This is a genomic window from Rhizorhabdus sp. (assembly GCF_018006725.1).
GTDB lineage: Bacteria > Pseudomonadota > Alphaproteobacteria > Sphingomonadales > Sphingomonadaceae > Rhizorhabdus.
The window spans coordinates 1-17566 of sequence record NZ_JAGMXV010000019.1; the positions used below are offsets into that span (position 1 = coordinate 1).

Annotated in this window: 17 protein-coding genes; 13 read left to right on the forward strand and 4 right to left on the reverse strand. The window is 64.8% G+C overall.

Annotated features, from left to right (window positions below):
- The coding region (dnaK, locus tag KAY22_RS04800; protein WP_296620618.1) for a molecular chaperone DnaK at positions 1–1326 on the forward strand (1326 nt) is incomplete at its 5' end.
- A gap of 133 nt (positions 1327–1459) precedes the next feature.
- Entirely contained in the window at positions 1460–2596 is a 1137-nt protein-coding gene (gene dnaJ, locus KAY22_RS04805; protein WP_296620621.1) for a molecular chaperone DnaJ, read from the forward strand.
- Between the two features lie 112 nt (positions 2597–2708).
- Here dnaJ and KAY22_RS04810 read toward each other — a convergent pair whose 3' ends face one another.
- Entirely contained in the window at positions 2709–3809 is a 1101-nt protein-coding gene (locus tag KAY22_RS04810) for a hypothetical protein (protein WP_296620624.1), read from the reverse strand.
- Positions 3810–4022: 213 nt separating this feature from the next.
- On the opposite strand from KAY22_RS04810, the gene KAY22_RS04815 reads away from it, so the two are divergent.
- On the forward strand, positions 4023–4799 hold the full coding sequence (locus KAY22_RS04815) for a hypothetical protein (RefSeq protein WP_296620626.1): 777 nt from the start codon (positions 4023–4025) through the stop codon (positions 4797–4799).
- Here KAY22_RS04815 and KAY22_RS04820 read toward each other — a convergent pair.
- Complete coding sequence (locus KAY22_RS04820) at positions 4788–6200, reverse strand: protein adenylyltransferase SelO family protein (protein ID WP_296620628.1); 1413 nt, start codon at positions 6198–6200, stop codon at positions 4788–4790. The two genes, KAY22_RS04815 and KAY22_RS04820, sit on opposite strands and share 12 nt — an antisense overlap.
- 37 nt (positions 6201–6237) lie before the next feature.
- Between KAY22_RS04820 and KAY22_RS04825 the strand changes: the two genes are divergently transcribed.
- From KAY22_RS04825 to KAY22_RS04855, 7 genes are all read left to right on the forward strand, one after another.
- Entirely contained in the window at positions 6238–7122 is an 885-nt protein-coding gene (locus KAY22_RS04825) for an alpha/beta hydrolase (protein ID WP_296620630.1), read from the forward strand.
- A 4-nt stretch (positions 7123–7126) separates the two neighbouring features.
- On the forward strand, positions 7127–8266 hold the full coding sequence (locus KAY22_RS04830) for a glycosyltransferase (RefSeq protein WP_296620632.1): 1140 nt from the start codon (positions 7127–7129) through the stop codon (positions 8264–8266).
- A gap of 105 nt (positions 8267–8371) precedes the next feature.
- Entirely contained in the window at positions 8372–9775 is a 1404-nt protein-coding gene (locus KAY22_RS04835) for a nitronate monooxygenase (RefSeq protein ID WP_296620634.1), read from the forward strand.
- Positions 9776–9877: 102 nt separating this feature from the next.
- A complete protein-coding gene (locus KAY22_RS04840) occupies positions 9878–10576 on the forward strand; it encodes a glutamine amidotransferase (protein WP_296620637.1) in 699 nt (232 codons plus the stop codon).
- Positions 10577–10641: 65 nt separating this feature from the next.
- Positions 10642–10980: an STAS domain-containing protein gene (locus KAY22_RS04845; RefSeq protein WP_296620639.1), complete on the forward strand. Its 339-nt coding sequence runs from the start codon at positions 10642–10644 to the stop codon at positions 10978–10980.
- A gap of 21 nt (positions 10981–11001) precedes the next feature.
- Positions 11002–11970: an MBL fold metallo-hydrolase gene (locus KAY22_RS04850; protein WP_296620641.1), complete on the forward strand. Its 969-nt coding sequence runs from the start codon at positions 11002–11004 to the stop codon at positions 11968–11970.
- Positions 11971–12029: 59 nt separating this feature from the next.
- Complete coding sequence (locus KAY22_RS04855; protein ID WP_296620643.1) at positions 12030–14024, forward strand: CHASE2 domain-containing protein; 1995 nt, start codon at positions 12030–12032, stop codon at positions 14022–14024.
- Here the strand turns inward: KAY22_RS04855 and KAY22_RS04860 are convergent.
- Positions 14021–14614, reverse strand: coding sequence for an OmpA family protein (locus KAY22_RS04860; RefSeq protein WP_296620645.1), 594 nt, complete (start codon positions 14612–14614; stop codon positions 14021–14023). The genes KAY22_RS04855 and KAY22_RS04860 overlap by 4 nt on opposite strands.
- Positions 14611–15042 carry a FecR family protein gene (locus KAY22_RS04865; protein WP_296620647.1) on the reverse strand — a complete coding sequence of 144 codons (432 nt, stop codon included), beginning with the start codon at positions 15040–15042 and terminating at the stop codon, positions 14611–14613. The genes KAY22_RS04860 and KAY22_RS04865 overlap by 4 nt, the downstream gene beginning before the upstream one ends.
- Positions 15043–15088: 46 nt before the next feature.
- On the opposite strand from KAY22_RS04865, the gene KAY22_RS04870 reads away from it, so the two are divergent.
- The 3 genes from KAY22_RS04870 to KAY22_RS04880 all read left to right on the forward strand — a co-directional run bounded on the left by KAY22_RS04870 (position 15089) and on the right by KAY22_RS04880 (position 17554).
- Positions 15089–15505 carry an ATP-binding protein gene (locus tag KAY22_RS04870; protein ID WP_296620649.1) on the forward strand — a complete coding sequence of 139 codons (417 nt, stop codon included), beginning with the start codon at positions 15089–15091 and terminating at the stop codon, positions 15503–15505.
- 93 nt (positions 15506–15598) lie between these two features.
- Positions 15599–16432, forward strand: coding sequence for a prolipoprotein diacylglyceryl transferase (gene lgt / locus KAY22_RS04875; RefSeq protein WP_296620693.1), 834 nt, complete (start codon positions 15599–15601; stop codon positions 16430–16432).
- A 66-nt stretch (positions 16433–16498) separates the two neighbouring features.
- Positions 16499–17554 carry an SAM-dependent methyltransferase gene (locus tag KAY22_RS04880; protein WP_296620651.1) on the forward strand — a complete coding sequence of 352 codons (1056 nt, stop codon included), beginning with the start codon at positions 16499–16501 and terminating at the stop codon, positions 17552–17554.
- The last annotated feature ends 12 nt before the right edge of the window (positions 17555–17566 follow it).

The window sequence follows — 17566 nt, forward strand, 5'->3', positions numbered from 1 at the left end:
GTCTACGACCTCGGTGGCGGCACCTTCGACATCTCGATCCTAGAAATCGGCGATGGCGTTTTCGAGGTGAAGTCGACCAACGGCGACACTTTCCTGGGCGGTGAGGACTTCGACGCGAAGCTCGTCGAATATTTCGCCAGCGACTTCCAGAAGGCCGAGGGTATCGATCTCACCAAGGATCGTCTTGCGCTGCAGCGCCTGAAGGAAGCGGCCGAAAAGGCGAAGATCGAGCTGTCTTCGGCGCAGACGACCGAGGTCAACCTGCCGTTCATCACGGCCGATGCGACCGGTCCGAAGCACCTCGTCAAGTCGCTGACCCGTGCCGATCTCGAGCGCCTGGTGGAGCCTTTGATCCAGCGTTCGATCGAGCCGGTGAAGAAGGCGCTTGCCGATGCCGGCTTGAAGGCGTCGGACATCGACGAAGTCGTTCTGGTCGGCGGCATGACCCGCATGCCGAAGGTTCGCGAAGTGGTTAAGAGCTACTTCGGCAAGGAGCCGCACACCGGCGTCAACCCGGACGAAGTCGTCGCCATGGGCGCAGCGATCCAGGCCGGCGTGCTGCAGGGCGATGTCAAGGACGTGCTGCTGCTCGACGTGACGCCGCTGTCGCTGGGCATCGAGACGCTGGGTGGCGTGTTCACCCGTATGATCGACCGCAACACGACCATCCCGACGCGCAAGTCGCAGGTCTATTCGACCGCCGACGACAACCAGAACGCGGTCACCATTCGGGTATTCCAGGGTGAACGCGAGATGGCGGCCGACAACAAACTGCTCGGCCAGTTCGATCTGGTCGGCATTCCGCCGGCGCCGCGCGGCGTGCCGCAGATCGAGGTCACCTTCGACATCGACGCCAATGGCATCGTCAACGTGTCGGCCAAGGACAAGGGCACCGGCAAGGAGCAGCAGATCAAGATCCAGGCATCCGGTGGTCTGTCCGACTCCGACATCGACGCCATGGTCCGCGACGCGGAGAAGTTCGCCGACGAGGACAAGAAGCGGCGTGCGGCGGCCGAGGCGAAGAACAACGCCGAAAGCCTGATCCACACCACGGAGCGTCAGCTGCAGGAGCATGGCGACAAGGTCGACGCTGCTTTGAAGTCCGAGATCGAGGCGGCGATCGCCGAGGCGAAGACTGCGGTCGAGGGCGGCGAGCCCGACGCGATGACCGAGAAGGCCCAGGCTCTCGCCCAGGTGGCGATGAAGCTCGGCCAGGCGATCTACGAGAAGGAGCAGGCTTCGGGTGGAGCTGCTTCCGACGAGGCGCCGAAGAATGACGACGTGGTCGACGCCGAATTCTCGGAAGTCGACGACAGCAAGAAGTAAGCTTCTTCGGAAGCGCGACGTTACCGGCCCCGTCCATGCTGGCGGGGCCGTGTAATGTCTGCCATGGATCGACCGGCATTTTTCGCCGGGAGCCGTAGCAGGCGGCAAACGGCAAGCTGGGTTGCGGGGTGCGATGAGCACGGAAACGGACTATTACGAACTTCTGCAGGTCGAGCGCACCGCCGACGACAAGGTCATCAAGACGGCCTTTCGGCGCCTCGCCATGCAATATCACCCGGATCGCAATCCGGGCGATCAGGAGGCGGAAGCCCGGTTCAGGGCCATCAACGAGGCCTATGACTGCCTGAAGGACCCGCAGAAGCGGGCCGCTTATGACCGGTTCGGCAAAGCTGCCTTCCAGAATGGCGGTCCGGGCGGCTTCGGCGGCGGCGGGGGCGGCTTCGAGGGCTTTTCCGACATTTTCGAGAACATCTTCGGCGAGTTCATGGGCGGCGGCCGGGGTGGCGGGCGCTCCAGCGTCCGGCGTGGCGCCGACCTGCGTTATGATCTCGAGATCACGCTCGAGGATGCCTATGCCGGCAAGCAGGCCAACATCACGGTCGACGTGGCGGCGCAGTGCGACACCTGCGACGGTCGTGGCGCCAAGCCAGGTACCGGTACGCAGCATTGCAAGACCTGCGGCGGCCACGGCAAGGTGCGTGCACAGCAGGGCTTTTTCGTCGTCGAGCGGACCTGTCCCGCCTGTCATGGCGCAGGAGAGGTCATTTCCGATCCCTGCTCCGACTGCCATGGTGAAGGCCGGATCGAAAAGACGAAGACGCTCGACGTGGGCATCCCGGCCGGCGTCGACGAGGGAACGCGCATTCGCCTGACCGGCGAAGGCGAGGCAGGCGCGCGGGGTGGTCCCCCCGGCGACCTCTACATCTTCATCCATCTCGCCGAGCACCGGATCTTTCAGCGCGACGGCACGACCCTTTTCGCGCGCGCGCCGATCAGCTTCACGACGGCGGCGCTGGGCGGCAGCATCGAGGTGCCGGGCCTCGACAAGCAGAAGCACGAGATCCGCATTCCGGCCGGGATCCAGTCTGGCAAGCAGATACGGCAACGCGGTGCCGGCATGCCGGTCCTCAACGGGCGCGGGCATGGCGATCTGGTGATCCAGATCGAGGTCGAGACGCCGACCAAACTTACGGCGCGACAGAAGGAACTGCTCGAGGAGTTCCGCGCCACCGAAACCGGCGAGGAGAGCCCGCAATCGACGGGCTTCTTCGCGCGGCTCAAGGGCATGTGGGAAGATCTGACCGAGTAGATCGACCCGCTGCGCCCATCGTTCAACGGACCGGCGCGCATGCATCGGAGAGCATATAGAATTGTCCCGCCGCAACGATGTTGCAGCGGGACAATAGGTTTTGGCTTATCGATCAGCCCTGAAAGGCCGGGCGGAAGCCGGGACGCTGGGGCATGCGTAGTTTCGTCGTCACCAGACCGGCCTGACGGACCGGCGCCGTAGTGGCTGCCGGAACATCCTGCGGCCTAGCCATGCTCGAAGCGACCGGGGCCGCAGCAAAACGCTCGCGGGCGTCGAGGAAGCTGGCCCGCTTCAGGCGTCGACGCAGCGAGAGAAACGGATTTTCCGGGGTCGGGCCCCGATAGGCGGCCTGGGTATGGCGACCGAAGCGCGACAGATCGAAGCCGGCAGGCAGCGACGAGTCAGCCATAGGCGCGCTCGCACTGAATCTTGTCATCGCCGGAGCGATCACCGGGGGCGCCATTACCGGAGCAGCGGCGACAGGCCGCGCTGCCATCTCGCTCGACGAAGTCTCATAGGCAGCCACGGCAAGGTCGCCCTCCGTGCGACGGCGACGGGTGGCGGCGTATATGCCACCCCCCAGAAGCAGGAGGGCCGCACCCGCTGCACCGGCGATCGGCAGCATATCGCCGTCGTCATTGGCCGCGACCGGCGTTGCGGCCTGCGGAGCTGCGGCTGCAGCAGCCGCAGGAACCGAGTCATCCGATGCGCTGGCAGGCGCAGGCGGCGTAGCGGGCGCATCGGTCGAAGCGCCGGTGTTCGTCGGGCTTGCCTGCGCGACCGGGGAGGTCGCAGCCGAGGTTGCTCGACCGGATGCTGCGCTACGCGACGGCGAGGCTTGAGCCATCGTACGGGCCGCGGGCGGCGGGGGTGCGTCGACTATGGTGGCAGGGGCGGGAAGGGCGATGACCGGCGTGCTCGTGGTGGCCGAAGACGCTGGGCTAGCGGGCTGTGCAGCGATGGGCGCAGTAGTCGACGCGGTGGTCGCATCGCTCGTGCTCTGCTGAAGGATCGGGGTGGCGTTTTCCTGCGGCGGCGCGATGGTTGGGCCAGAGTCGCCTGCACCCGACGCCGCAGCATTATCCGGCGCAACAGCCGGCGGCGGTAGATCGAGCGTCAGGGCTTCCTGCGCGATCGAAGGGGTTGCGGACAGGGCCAGAACTGCGGCAATCGCAGCCAGGCCGGGGCGAAGGGGAGTGATTGCGTACCTCATGACCAGATAAACCGCTAAAGGTTGAAAACAGGTTCCTCTCTGGCGATGAAATGACCCAATTGATCGACAAGAGGCGGGAGTAAAGCTATCCTGCTATTCTGTTTATATTGATGATTTTGAAATAGATAGGCGTTCATTTACTGTTCATGTCGAAAGAGAGGGCGGCAAGGCCACGAATCGTGGCCTCATCTCTTATCGTTGAGGAGTTGAGCAATGGGGTCACTGCCGCTGGCAGCCATCGGTCTGGCGCTTTTGTGCGTGCTGGCGCTGGCGATGGAGATTGGCAGGCGGTGGCAAGGCCTCCTTTCGCGGAAGGGGAATGGCAAGCGGCAGGGTAGCCCCGTCCCTGATCACCTTCTGACTGCCATGCTGGGTCTGCTGGCGCTTCTGCTTGGTTTCACCTTCTCGCTTGCGCTCAACCGCTATGAGGATCGCCGCGCCCTGGTGGTAGCCGAGGCCAATGCCCTGGGGACAGCCTATCTGCGTTCGCAATTGCTCGAGGAACCTGCGCGGGAGCGGTTGCAGCCGCTGCTCTCCGCCTATGTGGATCTGCGCGCCGCCTGGTCGCAGCGGTCGGATGCAGGCGCGGAAGATCCGCGCCAGGCGTCACTGCAGAAGCGCATATGGGCCGAGGTCGGCCGCGCGGTTCGGTCGGATCCGTCGCAGCAACTGACGCGCGGGCTGATGGATGCCGTCAATGAAAGCTTCGACCTCGCGGCCACGCGTACGGCGGCGCGTGGTGCGCATATTCCGGAGGCGGTGCTGGAGATACTCTGCCTCAGCGCCGTCCTAGCGGCACTGATGCTCGGTTACACGATCGGCGCATCTGGGAAGCACCACATATACGCAGCCTTGCTGCTCCTGCTTTTGCTCGCCCTCGCACTCACCATGATCTTCGATCTGGAGCGCTCGGTGAGCGGTACCATCCAGGTTTCGCAGGAACCGATGAAGCTGCTGCGCGCCTCGATGCGGCAGGCTTCAGGAGCGTAGCGCGTCGCCCATCCGACGGATCGCTTCCACCTTTGCGTGCAGCGGGGCCCAGTCGTCGTCCCGGTCGATTGCGGACCAGATCGCCTCGACCTCGTCGATCAGCATCGCGCAGGGCTCGGCGTCCGACCAATAGGCGTGGTCGAGAGACACGATATTCTCATAACCGGCGATGATGTCGCGGAACGCGGCGAAGGCCTCGCCATCGTAGAGCGCATCGGCCGGAGACGGCGCACGGCGGCGCCCGCCACGCCAATCGAAGAAGAAGCGGTCGATCGACACCTCGCTGGTCTGCAGGGCGACGTCTATGGCCTGGATCAGCTCGAGATCGGGCTGGTCCCCGCGCGGGGCTACGCCCAGTCGCGCGCATAGAGCCGTCGCGACCTCACCCTCATAATAGCCCGGCCAGGCGTCGAGCGCCGGGGCCAGCTCCTCGGCTTCTGCCACCAGGCGCAGCGACTTGGCGAACTGCACCACATCCCAATGGATCGCATGCGCCTGCCGGCCGAAAGCATAAAGGCCCTGCTGGTCGAAATAGGCGGCGGTGAAGGCCGGATCCCAGGTCGGGTTGAACCGCCACGGTCCGTAATCGAAACTCTCGCCGGTGACGTTGATATTGTCGCTGTTCAGCACGCCATGAACGAAACCGGCGGCCATATAGCTGGCGGCCAGTCGCGCGGTCCGGCGACAGGCGAGGTCGAGCAGCTGTCCGGCTGCGGCATTGCCGGGCTCCTCGCCATAGAGGTTCGTCAGCGTATAGCCGATGAGGTCGCGCATGGCGTCCGGCTCGTCGAGCGTCGCCAGCCGCTGAAAGGTGCCGATCCGGATATGGCCATGGCTCAGTCGCACCAGCACTGCCGAGCGGGTGGGGGAGGGCTCGTCGTTGCGCTGAAGCGCTTCGCCGGTTTCGATAAGCGAGAAGGTCTTGGAGGTTTCGACGCCGAGGGCTTCCAGCATCTCGGTCGCCAGTATCTCGCGGACGCCCCCTTTCAGCGTAAGCCGCCCATCGCCGAAGCGACTATAGGGCGTCCGCCCCGAACCCTTGGTGCCCAGGTCGAGCAGCCGCCCGCCGGTCTGGTCCGACGACCCGTCGCGCAGCTGGGCGAAGAGGAAGCCCCGTCCATCGCCGATGTCGGGATTGTAATGGCGGAACTGATGCCCGTGATAGCGCAACGCCAGCGGCTGCGGCAGATTGTCGGGCAGCGGTTCGAACCGACCGAAATGCCGCACCCATTGTTCGTCGCTGAGGCCGTCGAGGCCTACCGCACCGTCCCAGCGGCGGTTGCGGAAACGGAGGATCGTCGTCGGAAAGTCGGCCGCCTGGACCGGATCGGCCAGTCTGTCGGCCAATTTGGCGATTTGCGGATCGGGGCGGTAGGCGGCGGCTTGCGGGGCAATGGTCATGCGGCAATATGGGGGCCGGATATGGTGAGGTGCAAGCATGGCGGAATGGACGGACGGTCATTGGACGTCGAAAGACGGTTTGCGGCTTCATTACCGGGATTATGGGCCCGCCGATGGAGCGGGGCGTCCGCCGATCATCTGCATACCCGGCCTGACGCGAAACGCCCGCGATTTTGCGGCGGTTGCCGATCGCCTCGCCGATCGCTGGCGTCTGCTCTGCGTCGAGTTGCGCGGACGGGGGGAGAGCGAGCGGGCGAAAGATCCCATGTCCTACGTCCCGGCGACCTATCTCGAAGACCTGGGGGCGCTGATCGAGCAGGCTGGCCTCGAACGCTTCATCCTCTTCGGCACCTCGCTCGGCGGAATCATGTCGATGCTGATCACCGCCACCCAGCCCGGCAAGGTTGCGGGGCTGCTGCTCAACGACATAGGGCCCGCGATCGACCCGGCCGGACTGGTGCGCATCCGCAATTATGTCGGCAAGGGCAGCAGCTACCCGACATGGCTTCATGCGGCACGCGGCCTGGCGGAAGTCCATCAGCCGGCCTATCCCGATTATAGTCTCGACGATTGGCTCGACATGGCCAAGCGCCTGTTCAAGCTGACGGCGGCCGGGCGGATCGTGGCCGACTATGATGCCGGCATCGCCGAACCCTTCCGCGTCCCCGGCAATGAGGCGCCCGGCGACCTGTGGCCGCTGGCGGAGGCGATGAAGCCGATCCCGTCGCTGCTCGTCCGGGGCGCAATTTCGGACATATTGTCGGCGGAGACAGCCGACCGGATGGTGGCGACGCTGCCGCTGATGGAACGGATCGACATTGCCCGCGTCGGCCATGCGCCGACGCTGTTCGAGCCCGAATGTGCCGACGCCATCGATCGGCTGCTCGCACGGATCGAGGCGGCCGAGGCGGCGTCGGCCTGAACCCATGGACCGTCCGGCGCGTATCCTCCATTGCCATTCGACCTTCCTGCTGGGTGGCAAGGAGGCGCGCGCGGTCCGGCTGATGAACGCCTTTGGCGATGCGGCAGAGCATGTCGTGCTGACGGCGGTGCCGGGCGCGCTGGCGGCGCGTGACGCACTGGATCCGGCGATCAAGGTCGACTTCCCCGGTGACGCCGCGCCGTCGTTGGAGGGGCTGCCTGGCATCGGCCGCTATCGGCGGCTGGCGCGCTACATGGCGCGGTTCGATCTCGTCCTCAGCTATAATTGGGGAGCGATGGACGCCGTTGGCGCGCGACGCCTGTTCGGTACCCGAAGGCTTCCGCCGCTGGTCCACCACGAGGATGGCTTCAATCAGGATGAGGTCGAACGGCAAAAACCGGCGCGCATCTGGTTTCGCAGGCTGATGCTGGGCGCCGCCCATCGGATCGTGGTTCCGTCGCGGCGGCTCGAACGGATCGCATGCGGCGATTGGTGGCAGCCGATCGATCGGGTCGTCCGTATCGCCAATGGCATAGGCCTGCCTTCGCACAGCCAACTGGCGGCGCCGTCACCGATAGAGGGCTGTCCGCCGGGCAGGGGCCTCGTGATCGGCACGGTGGCCGGTCTGCGTCCGGTCAAAAATCTCGCCCGCATGGTGCGGATGTTCGCCGCCGGCGCTCCCGGTGACGCGCGGCTTGTCATTCTGGGCGATGGGCCGGACAAACCGACAATTCTGGACGAGGCCGAGCGGCTCTCGGTCGCGGATCGGGTGATCCTGCCAGGTTTCGTCCGTGATCCGGTTCGCTATCTGGCCGGCTTCGACATCTTTCTGCTTTCGTCGGATAGTGAGCAGTTTCCGATTTCCCTGATCGAGGCGATGGCCTGCGGCCTCCCTGCGATCACGACCGATGTCGGCGATATCGCCGATATGCTGGCTGCGGAGAACCGGCCTTATGTAATTCCGGCCGGTGACGAGGCCGGCCTTGCGGCCGCGTTGCGGGTCCTTGCCGGCAATGCGGGTTTGCGCCGGACGATCGGCGCTGCCAACCGCCGGACCGCTTTGGAGCGGTATGACGAGCAGGCGATGATCGAGCGCTATCGCTCGCTTTACTGGGATACGATGCGGCTTGGGCCCGGCGCTTAGCCTGCGGCAAACATGGTCGCGGAGATTTTGCGCGCATTTTTTTGCCGTTCGCCTTATAGGGCGCGGATTCCCAATCGTCCTATTCGTGGTTTTTTGGAGGTCTCGTTGTTCAAAGGTCTGCGGCCGATCGTCTATGGTGGGCGCGAAGTGTGGCCCATTATCGAGGGTGGCAAGGGTGTCGCGGCGACCAATCACGCGAGTTCGGGAGCGTGGGCCGCAGCGGGTGGCATCGGCACGGTTTCCGCCGTCAACGCAGACAGCTATGACGCCGAAGGCAAGATCGTTCCGCAAATCTATCATGCGCTGACGCGGCGCGATCGGCATGAAGAGCTGGTTGCCTATGCGATCGACGGCGCGGTCGAGCAGGTCAAGCGCGCTTTCGAGATCGCCGGCGGCAAGGGTGCGATCAACATCAACGTCCTGTGGGAAATGGGCGGCGCCCAGCGGGTGCTGCACGGCGTGCTCGAACGCACCCGCGGCATGGTGGCCGGTGTGACCTGTGGTGCCGGCATGCCCTATAAGCTCAGCGAAATCGCGGCATCCTATGGCGTCCACTATCTGCCGATCGTCTCGTCCGGCCGTGCCTTCAGCGCGCTGTGGAAGCGGGCTTATTCCAAAGCCGCCGAATGGCTCGCAGCCGTGGTCTATGAAGATCCCTGGCTGGCGGGTGGGCATAACGGGCTCTCCAACGCCGAAGATCCGCGCGCGCCGCAGGATCCCTATCCGCGCGTGAAGGCGTTGCGCGATACGATGCGCCAGGGCGGCATTTCGGACGATGTTCCGATCGTGATGGCGGGCGGCGTCTGGTATTTGCGTGACTGGAACGAGTGGATCGACAATCCCGAACTCGGACAAATCGCCTTCCAGTTCGGCACCCGTCCGCTTCTGACCAAGGAAAGCCCGATCCCGCAGGAGTGGAAGGACGAACTGACGCAGCTGGAGCCGGGTGACGTCCTGCTGCACCGCTTCTCGCCCACCGGCTTCTATTCGTCGGCGGTTCGCAACAGCTTTCTCCGCAATCTCGAAGCGCGTTCGGAGCGGCAGATTGCCTTCTCGATGGAGGCCGCCGGCGATCACCAGTATCAGCTGGACGTCGGTGTGAAAGGCAAGAGCTTCTGGGTCACGCTGGGCGATCTTCACCGTGCGCGCGAATGGTATGGCCTCGGCTTCACCAACGCGCTCAAGACGCCCGACAACACGCTGGTCTTCGTCACGACCGAAGAGATGAAGATCATCCGCAAGGACCAGGCCGACTGCATGGGCTGCCTCAGCCAGTGCGCCTTTTCGTCCTGGGCGGACAATGAGAACAACTCGACCGGACGCCTCGCCGATCCGCGTAGCTTCTGCATTCAGAAGACGCTGCAGGATATCGCGCATGGCGGTCCGATCGACCAGAACCTGATGTTCGCCGGCCATGCCGCGTACAAGTTCAAGCAGGATCCCTTCTATTCCAACGGCTTCGTGCCGACGGTGAAGCAACTGGTCGATCGCATCCTGACGGGAGACTGAGCCTGTCCGTCCGGTTATTCAACTGGATGGATAGAGATAAACTTTCCCGGGCCTAAGAATGGCTGGGCTTCGAATCGGCGGCGATCCGGATAAGGTCGCCGCATGAAGACCGCCCTCGTCATCCGCCACGTCCCCTATGAAGGCATTGCCGGCTTTCGCGCGCCCGTGGAGGCGGCAGGCTATGCCATCGACCGGATCGACGTGACCGACCCCGAATTTCCGAACGTCGATTTCGACAGCCCGGATCTGGTCGTGATGATGGGCGGGCCCATGGGCGTGTACGAAACCGACCGCCATCCGTGGATCGGTTGCGAAATCGCCCGGCTGGCACGGCGCATCATGCTCGACCGGCCGACGCTCGGCGTGTGCCTCGGCAGCCAGATGATCGCTGCCGCCATGGGCGCGCGGGTCTATGCCGGGCCGGTCAAGGAGGTCGGCTTTACGCCTGTCTCGATCAGCGACGTGGGGCTGTCGTCGCCGCTGCGACACATCGCCGACGTGCCGGTTCTGCACTGGCATGGCGACACCTTCGACCTGCCTGAGGGCACGGAACTGCTCGCCTCGTCTGACACATATGCGCATCAAGCCTTCCGTCGGGGGAGCAATATCCTTGCCCTGCAGTGCCACCCGGAAATGGGCGAGGATCCACGCTTCGACGCCTGGTTGCAGGATGAGCCCTATATCGCGGCCGCTGGGACGAGCGTCGATGCGCTGCGGGCCGACCATGATCGCCATGGCAGCCGCGCGGTCGATGCCGGCCGCCGCATGATCGCGGACTGGCTTGCCCGTGTAGATTTGTAACATTTGCCTAACTTCCTCCGGTCGCTTTTCGCGGGTAGATTGGCTGCATTCGGGGAGGGCGGCGAATGGACTGGACGGAAGAGGCGCGGGACGGCGCGATCGTGGCGGCACCTGCGGGGCGGGTGGACGAGTCGACCGCTGCGGCATTCGGTACGCAGCTGGAAGGGGTGGTTGAGCGGAGCGCGGCTGCCGGAGCACGGCTGATCGTCGACTTCGCCGGCATCGAATATATGTCGTCGCGGGGCCTGCGGGCGCTGACCTTGGCCAAGCGCAAGGCCGACGCGGCCGGTGTCCGCATCCTGTTGGCGCAACCCAATGAGATCGTCCGCGAAATATTGGCGATCAGCCGCTATGATAAATTGTTCGGGGTCACCGACACGGTCGAGGCGGCCCTGACCGCCTGACCTGTCATCCGGGGGGATGCGATGCTGGTTCGTTTCTGGGGCACACGGGGTTCGCTGGCGGTGGCGCAAACGGCCTCTTCGATCCGCGACAAGATTGCCGGCGCCTTGGTGGCGGCAGAGGGGCGGCGCTTCACCGACAAGGCCGAGGCACTGTCTTTCGTCGAGGGCGAACTCGATTTCGCTGCAGGGGCGACCTATGGTGGCGCCACGACCTGCGTCGAGATCGAGACCGACGCTGGGGACGGCTCCTTCCTGCTGTGCGATTTCGGGACTGGCGCGCGCGAGTTCGGGATCAACGCCTTCGGCCGCATGGCAGCCGGCCATAAGCGCGAGTTCAACATCTTCATGTCCCATCTCCATTGGGACCATATCGGCGGCTTTCCCTTCTTCGGCCCAGCCTTCGATCCCAATTCGCGCATCGTGATCCATTCGGGCCATGCCGATGCCGAGCAAGCCTTTCGCCGGCAGCAGGAAGAGATCAGCTTCCCGGTCGCCTTCGACTGGCTGCGCGCGAAGATCGAGTTTCGTACGCTGGTGCCCGGCGAAACCTATGCGATCAGCGGTGTGGCGGTCGAGATCATGGAGCAGAACCACAGCCACAAGAGCTTCGGTTATCGCTTCACCGACGCAGCCGGAAAGACGGCGGTGTTCTCCACCGACAGCGAGCACAAGATCGACAGCATGGAGGATGAGGACGCCGTGGCGCGCTTTTTCCGCCAAGCCGATCTCGTCATCTGCGACACCATGTATTCGCTCGCCGATGCCGTTTCGATGAAGGAGGATTGGGGGCACAGCTCGAACATCGTCGCGATCGATATATGCCATCAGGCCGAGGCGCGGCGGCTGGCGCTGTTCCATCATGAGCCCGTGTACAGCGACGCCGACATCGAAAGGATGCACAAGGAAAGCATCCGTTACGAGGAACTCACGCGCCGCGATCGCGAACTCGAGGTGCTGTGCGCCTATGACGGGCTCGAGGTGAAGCTCTGATCGCGGCAGCGCGTCACCGGGTCGGGCTGGCAGGGCTGGCCGGCCTGCTGCTCGCCGCCTTGCTGGCTTTCCTCGCGGGCCCCGTATTACGAACCTCGATGTTCGATCTTTGGCAGCGCCTCGCTCCGCGCGACCTGTCGGCCTCGCCGGTGAGGGTCGTCATGATCGATTCAGAAAGCCTGAAGGCCGTCGGGCCGTGGCCCTGGCCGCGCTATCATGTCGCGCGACTGGTGGAGGAGATCGCTGCGCGCAAGCCGGCGGCGATCGGCCTCGACATGATCTTCCCGGAGCCCGATCGTATTCGGCCCGACATCTTCGCTGCCTTCTATCCGGAGCTGAGAGGTCCGGCACGCGATCAGGTCCTCGCCCTGCCGTCCATGGACAGCCTGTTCGGACAGGTTATTGCGGGAGCGCCGGTGGTGCTGGGAAGGGCGGCCACGGAAGGCCCCGGCGACGATCCCGCCAGCCTCATTGTCGATCCGCTGATCGACGGCTCTTCGCCGGCCGGTCTGTCCGCTCAGCCGCGCGCGGTCGTCAACATCGGGCCGCTGGAACAGGCGGCGCTAGGCCATGGCCTGCTCAACGGCCCGCCCGATCGCGATGGCCGGGTGCGGGGGGTGCCGCTGCTCATGCGCGTCGGCGCCAGGCCCATGCCGGGCTTCGCGATGGAACTGGCCCGTGTTGCGGCGGGCAGGGATGCCTTCTCTGTCTCGCCGGCGAAGGTGACGCTGGGCGGAAACAGCATTCCCATCGACGGTCGCGGCGCCATGGCCATCCGCTTCGGGCATGTGCCGCCGGCGCACATCGTCTCGGCCGCCGATGTTTTGCGGCGCGGCTTCCCCGCTGACGCCTTTGCCGGTCGCATCGTCCTGATCGGCCTGTCCGCCGAAGGAACCGCCGATATCGTCGCGACGCCGATGGCAGCGGAGGGATTCGGTACGCTGGTCCAGGCACAGGCGGTCGATGCCCTCCTGCGACGGGGCTGGCTGGAGCGCCCGACATGGGCCGGTCTGGCCGAATGGGGGATAGGCATCGGGCTCGCGCTGTCGTGCATCGCTTTGCTGCCTGTCAGGTCGCGTTGGCGGTGGGCGCTGCTGCCCGTTCTGCTCCTGATCGGCATTGCGTGCTGGTTCGCTTTCGACCAGTTCGCCCTGCTGCTGGATCCGATCCGGCCGCTGATGCTGGCCGGCGGCTCGTCGCTCGGCGTCGCGGTTGGGCTGTTCGTGGAGGCCCGGCGAGAGCGCGAAAGGCTGCGCGAGACGCTGCTGCAGGAACGGCTGGCGGCGGCGGCGACCGAGGGCGAGTTGCAGGCGGCCCGGTCGATTCAGATCGGTATGCTGCCTCCGCGTGATCAACTGGCGCGGACCGATCCGCGGCTGGACGTCGACGCCGTGCTCGAACCCGCCAAGTCGATCGGCGGGGACCTTTACGACGTCATCCGCCTCGATGAAAATCGCATAGCCTTCCTGCTCGGCGACGTGACAGGGAAGGGGGTGCCCGCCGCCTTGTTCATGGCGCTGTCGAAGGCGCTAGCGAAGAGCGTAGCGCTGCGCGGATTACCCGATCTGGGCGAGGTCGCGTGGGTGCTCAACGAAGAGCTGATGCGCGATAATGGCGAGGCGATGAACGTCACCATGATCATCGGCGTCATCGACCTGACCGATGGCCGGGTGCTGCTGGTGAACGCCGGCCACGAGGACCCGCTCCACATCGACGCGACCGGCCGGGTATCGGTCCATAAACTCGACGGTGGCCCGCCCTTTTGCATCGTCGATTTTCCCTATCCCGAGGAGCAATTCAGCCTGGAACCGGGCGAGACCCTGGTGCTGATCTCGGACGGTGTCAGCGAGGCGCAGGATCGCGACGGCCAGCTGTTCGGCCATGCGCGAATGATGCAGGCGCTGGCAGGGCTGCCCGGGGCTAGGGCGATGGCCGACGGTCTGCGCGACGCGGTGCGGATTTTTGAGAATGGCAGCGAGCCGAGCGACGATCTGACGGTTCTTGCCTTACGCTATCTCGGACCGGACGCCGGAAAACTATCACCCGGCGTCTAGCGGACGATCACCTCCACGCGGCGATTGGCCTGCGACGGCGCATTGTCGCCCTTGTCCTCGAGCGGATCGCGCTCGCCGCGGCCCACAGCCGTCAGCAATGCGGGCTCGATACCCAGCTCGGCCAGGGCCTTCACTACTTCTTCGGCACGGCGCTCCGACAGGACGTCATTGTCTTCCAGCTTGCCCACGGTATCGGTGTGGCCCGTGACCTGCACCTCGGCACCGGGGCGCTCCGCCACTTCCTTCTTCAGAAAGTCCAGGCCGGGCTGCGATTCCGGGGTCAGGCGCGTGGTGCCCTGCTGAAAATAGAGCCGCAGCCGGACGGGCGGCGGCGGAAGTGCCTGCAGCAGCGCCAGCCGCCGGGCATTCAATTTGTCCGGGTTGATCGAGCGGGTCTTCGGTCGACCCGACAAATTGGTGCTGCTGTTGAGCTCGGTCACGACATAGTCGACCGGCTTGCCGTTTTCCTCGATCACTGCGACAGCGCCCTGCTTGCCCTCCTCGCTGGGCAGGAGCGTGAGGGTCGGTCCGGTCGCACAGGCGCTGAGACAGGTGACCAGCATCAGGGGCGGGATCGACCGGCGAGTCATTTGGGTACCTCCACGATGAACCGGGTACCTCGAACGCCCAAAAGCGAAGTTGGGGTCCGGACTTTCATCGCGTCGCGCTTCGACTTGGCGATCTGGCCCGAAACGACCGCGAGCGAACCGCGATCTACGCGGGTGACGAAGGCGCCAGCCTGCGTCGTACGGTTATAATCGAACTGATCGACCGCGATGCGGCTGTTCGGGCCGACCGAAAAGCGGGTATCGTCGATAAAGGTCAGGCTCAATTGCCCGTCCTTGCCGGTCACCAGCACGTCGCCGGGCTGCAACTGGAAACCGGGGGCCGGAGTCATCCGGTTGGCGCCGCGTTCGATCGAGGTGACGCCCGTTGCGCGCTTGATACGCGCAATTTCCGCCCAGGCGGGTTGCGCCGCCAGCAGAACGCCCGAAAGGATAAGCAAAGCCCGTTTCATGATTCTCGCCATCCCCATGACCAGCAACTCATGACATAGCGCATTAATGGCTGACCGGGACTCGAAATCGGCGCACGTAACCATAGGTTGCAATGGAGCCACGGCCGTCGCCATGCTGACCGAGGCGGCAAGGCGCTTTGGCGACGATCGACGCCTCGCACCGGCGCAGGCGGCGCGCCTCGCCATTCTGGTCGAGGAACTGGTGATCAATGCCCTCGAACATGGCGGCGTGGCAGATGACCAGCGGATCGACCTGACGCTCGCCGATGAGAACGGGGGACTGATCATGACCCTGAGCGATCCGGGTACGCCTTATGATCCCCGGTCGCATGTCCGCCCCGACACCGTCCCGGAACGCGGCGGAGGAGCGGGGCTCGACCTCGTTCTGCAATGGGCCGAAATTCTCGATTATCGCCGGATCGGGGAGCGGAACGAACTGCGCCTTCGCCTGCGACATGGCTGAAGGCGCCTCATGTTACGGACCTCTTGCGGTGGCCCTTTCGCTGATCCGGGGCAGGGGCTATGGCAGGCGCCTGTCCGCTGACGGGGAATGACATTGCAACTGTCCGGTACCGCCGCTTCCACGGCCATTCATTTCAGCGATCTGGGGCTCGACCCGATTGCGCTCGATCTCGGGATCCTGCAGATCCACTGGTATTCGCTGGCCTATATCGCGGGCATCCTGCTCGGCTGGTATTATCTGACGCGGCTGATCGCGCAGCCCAATGCGCCGATGCAGCGCCGTCATGCCGATGATTTCGTCTTCTATGCGACGCTGGGCATCCTGATCGGCGGTCGCCTTGCCTATGTGTTCTTCTACCAGCCCGAAATCCTGATGCACCCGCTTGACGTGTTCAAGCTCTGGCAGGGCGGCATGTCCTTCCATGGCGGGGCGCTCGGCGTGTCGGTGGGCATATTCTACATGGCGCGGCGCGACGGGCTCAGCTGGTTGCGTATCCACGACTATATCGCCTGTTGCACGCCCTTCGGCCTATTCTTCGGACGGCTCGCCAACTTCGTGAATGGGGAATTGTGGGGGCGGCCCACCGACGTCCCCTGGGCCGTGATATTCCCGTCGGCGCCAGACGGACTGCCGCGCCATCCGAGCCAGCTTTACGAAGCGGGGCTGGAAGGGCTGCTGCTGGGGCTGATCCTTGCCTTCTTCTTCTGGCGGACGAACGCGCGCAACCAGCCGGGCAAGCTCGTCGGGATCTTCCTGCTGGGCTACGGGCTGAGCCGTTTCTTCGTCGAATTCTTCCGCGAGCCGGACGTGCAACTCGGTACGCTGAGCTGGGGGCTGACCATGGGGCAGACGCTGACGCTCCCCATGCTCGCCGGTGGCGTCTATCTGATCGCTACCTCCGCGAAGCGCCGGTCCATCGACGCTTAAGGGTAAGGCTTCGCTAACCATATCGGACTATGGTGCCGCGATTTTGAACGGCGCAGAAGCAGAGCGATGCAGACACAGGCGGATTTCGCCGATGCGCTGAGGCAGCGTATCGCCGAGCAGGGAAAGATCAGCGTCGCCGACTATATGGGGGCGTGCAACGCGCATTATTATGCGTCGCACGATCCTCTTGGCGCCAAAGGCGATTTCATCACCTCCCCCGAGATCAGCCAGATGTTCGGCGAGATGATCGGGCTGTGGTGCGCGGATCTGTGGGCGCGCTCGGGGGCCGAGACGGTCCATTATGTGGAACTGGGGCCTGGCCGGGGAACGCTCGCGGCCGACGCCTTGCGCGCACTGGCATCACAGGGCCGGCATCCGCACGTCCACTTCGTCGAGACAAGCCCGGTGCTGCGCGGCGAGCAGCGAAAGCGTGTGCCCAACGCCACCTGGCATGAAGCGATCGAGACGCTTCCCGGTGACGCGCCCCTGCTGATCATCGCCAACGAGTTTTTCGACGCGCTGCCCTATCATCAATATATCAAGACCTATTCGGGCTGGCGCGAACGCATGGTCGTCCTCGACGACGACGGCTTCCGCTCGGTCCCCGGGGATCTGCCAGCGGAGAAGAAGGTGCCGGAGCGACTGCACGATGCCGTCGCGGGGAGCATCTACGAGACCTGTCCGACCGGCCTTGCAATCGCTCGCGCCCTGGCGGGTCAGGTTGCGCGCCAGGGCGGGGCGATACTCGCGATCGACTATGGGCATGAGAATTACAATGCCGGCGATACGCTGCAGGCGCTCAACGCCCATGCCTATGCCGACGTGTTCAGCAATCCCGGCGCCAATGATCTCACGGCGCATGTCGATTTCACCGCCATGGCGCGGGTCGGCAAGCTGGGAGGCGCTCGTGTTCAGGGGCCGGTGTCGCAGAGCTTCTTCCTGAACACGCTAGGCATAACGGCGCGGGCGGCATCGCTCTCCCGCGCGCATCCCGAACGGATCGAGGAGATCGGGATGGCGCTGCACCGGCTGACTGCGGATGAGGAGATGGGCACGCTGTTCCGCGCGCTCGCGCTGGTGTCCCCATCCTGGCCGCCGGCGGCGGGCTTCACGGGCGCATGAAGCCTTTAATTC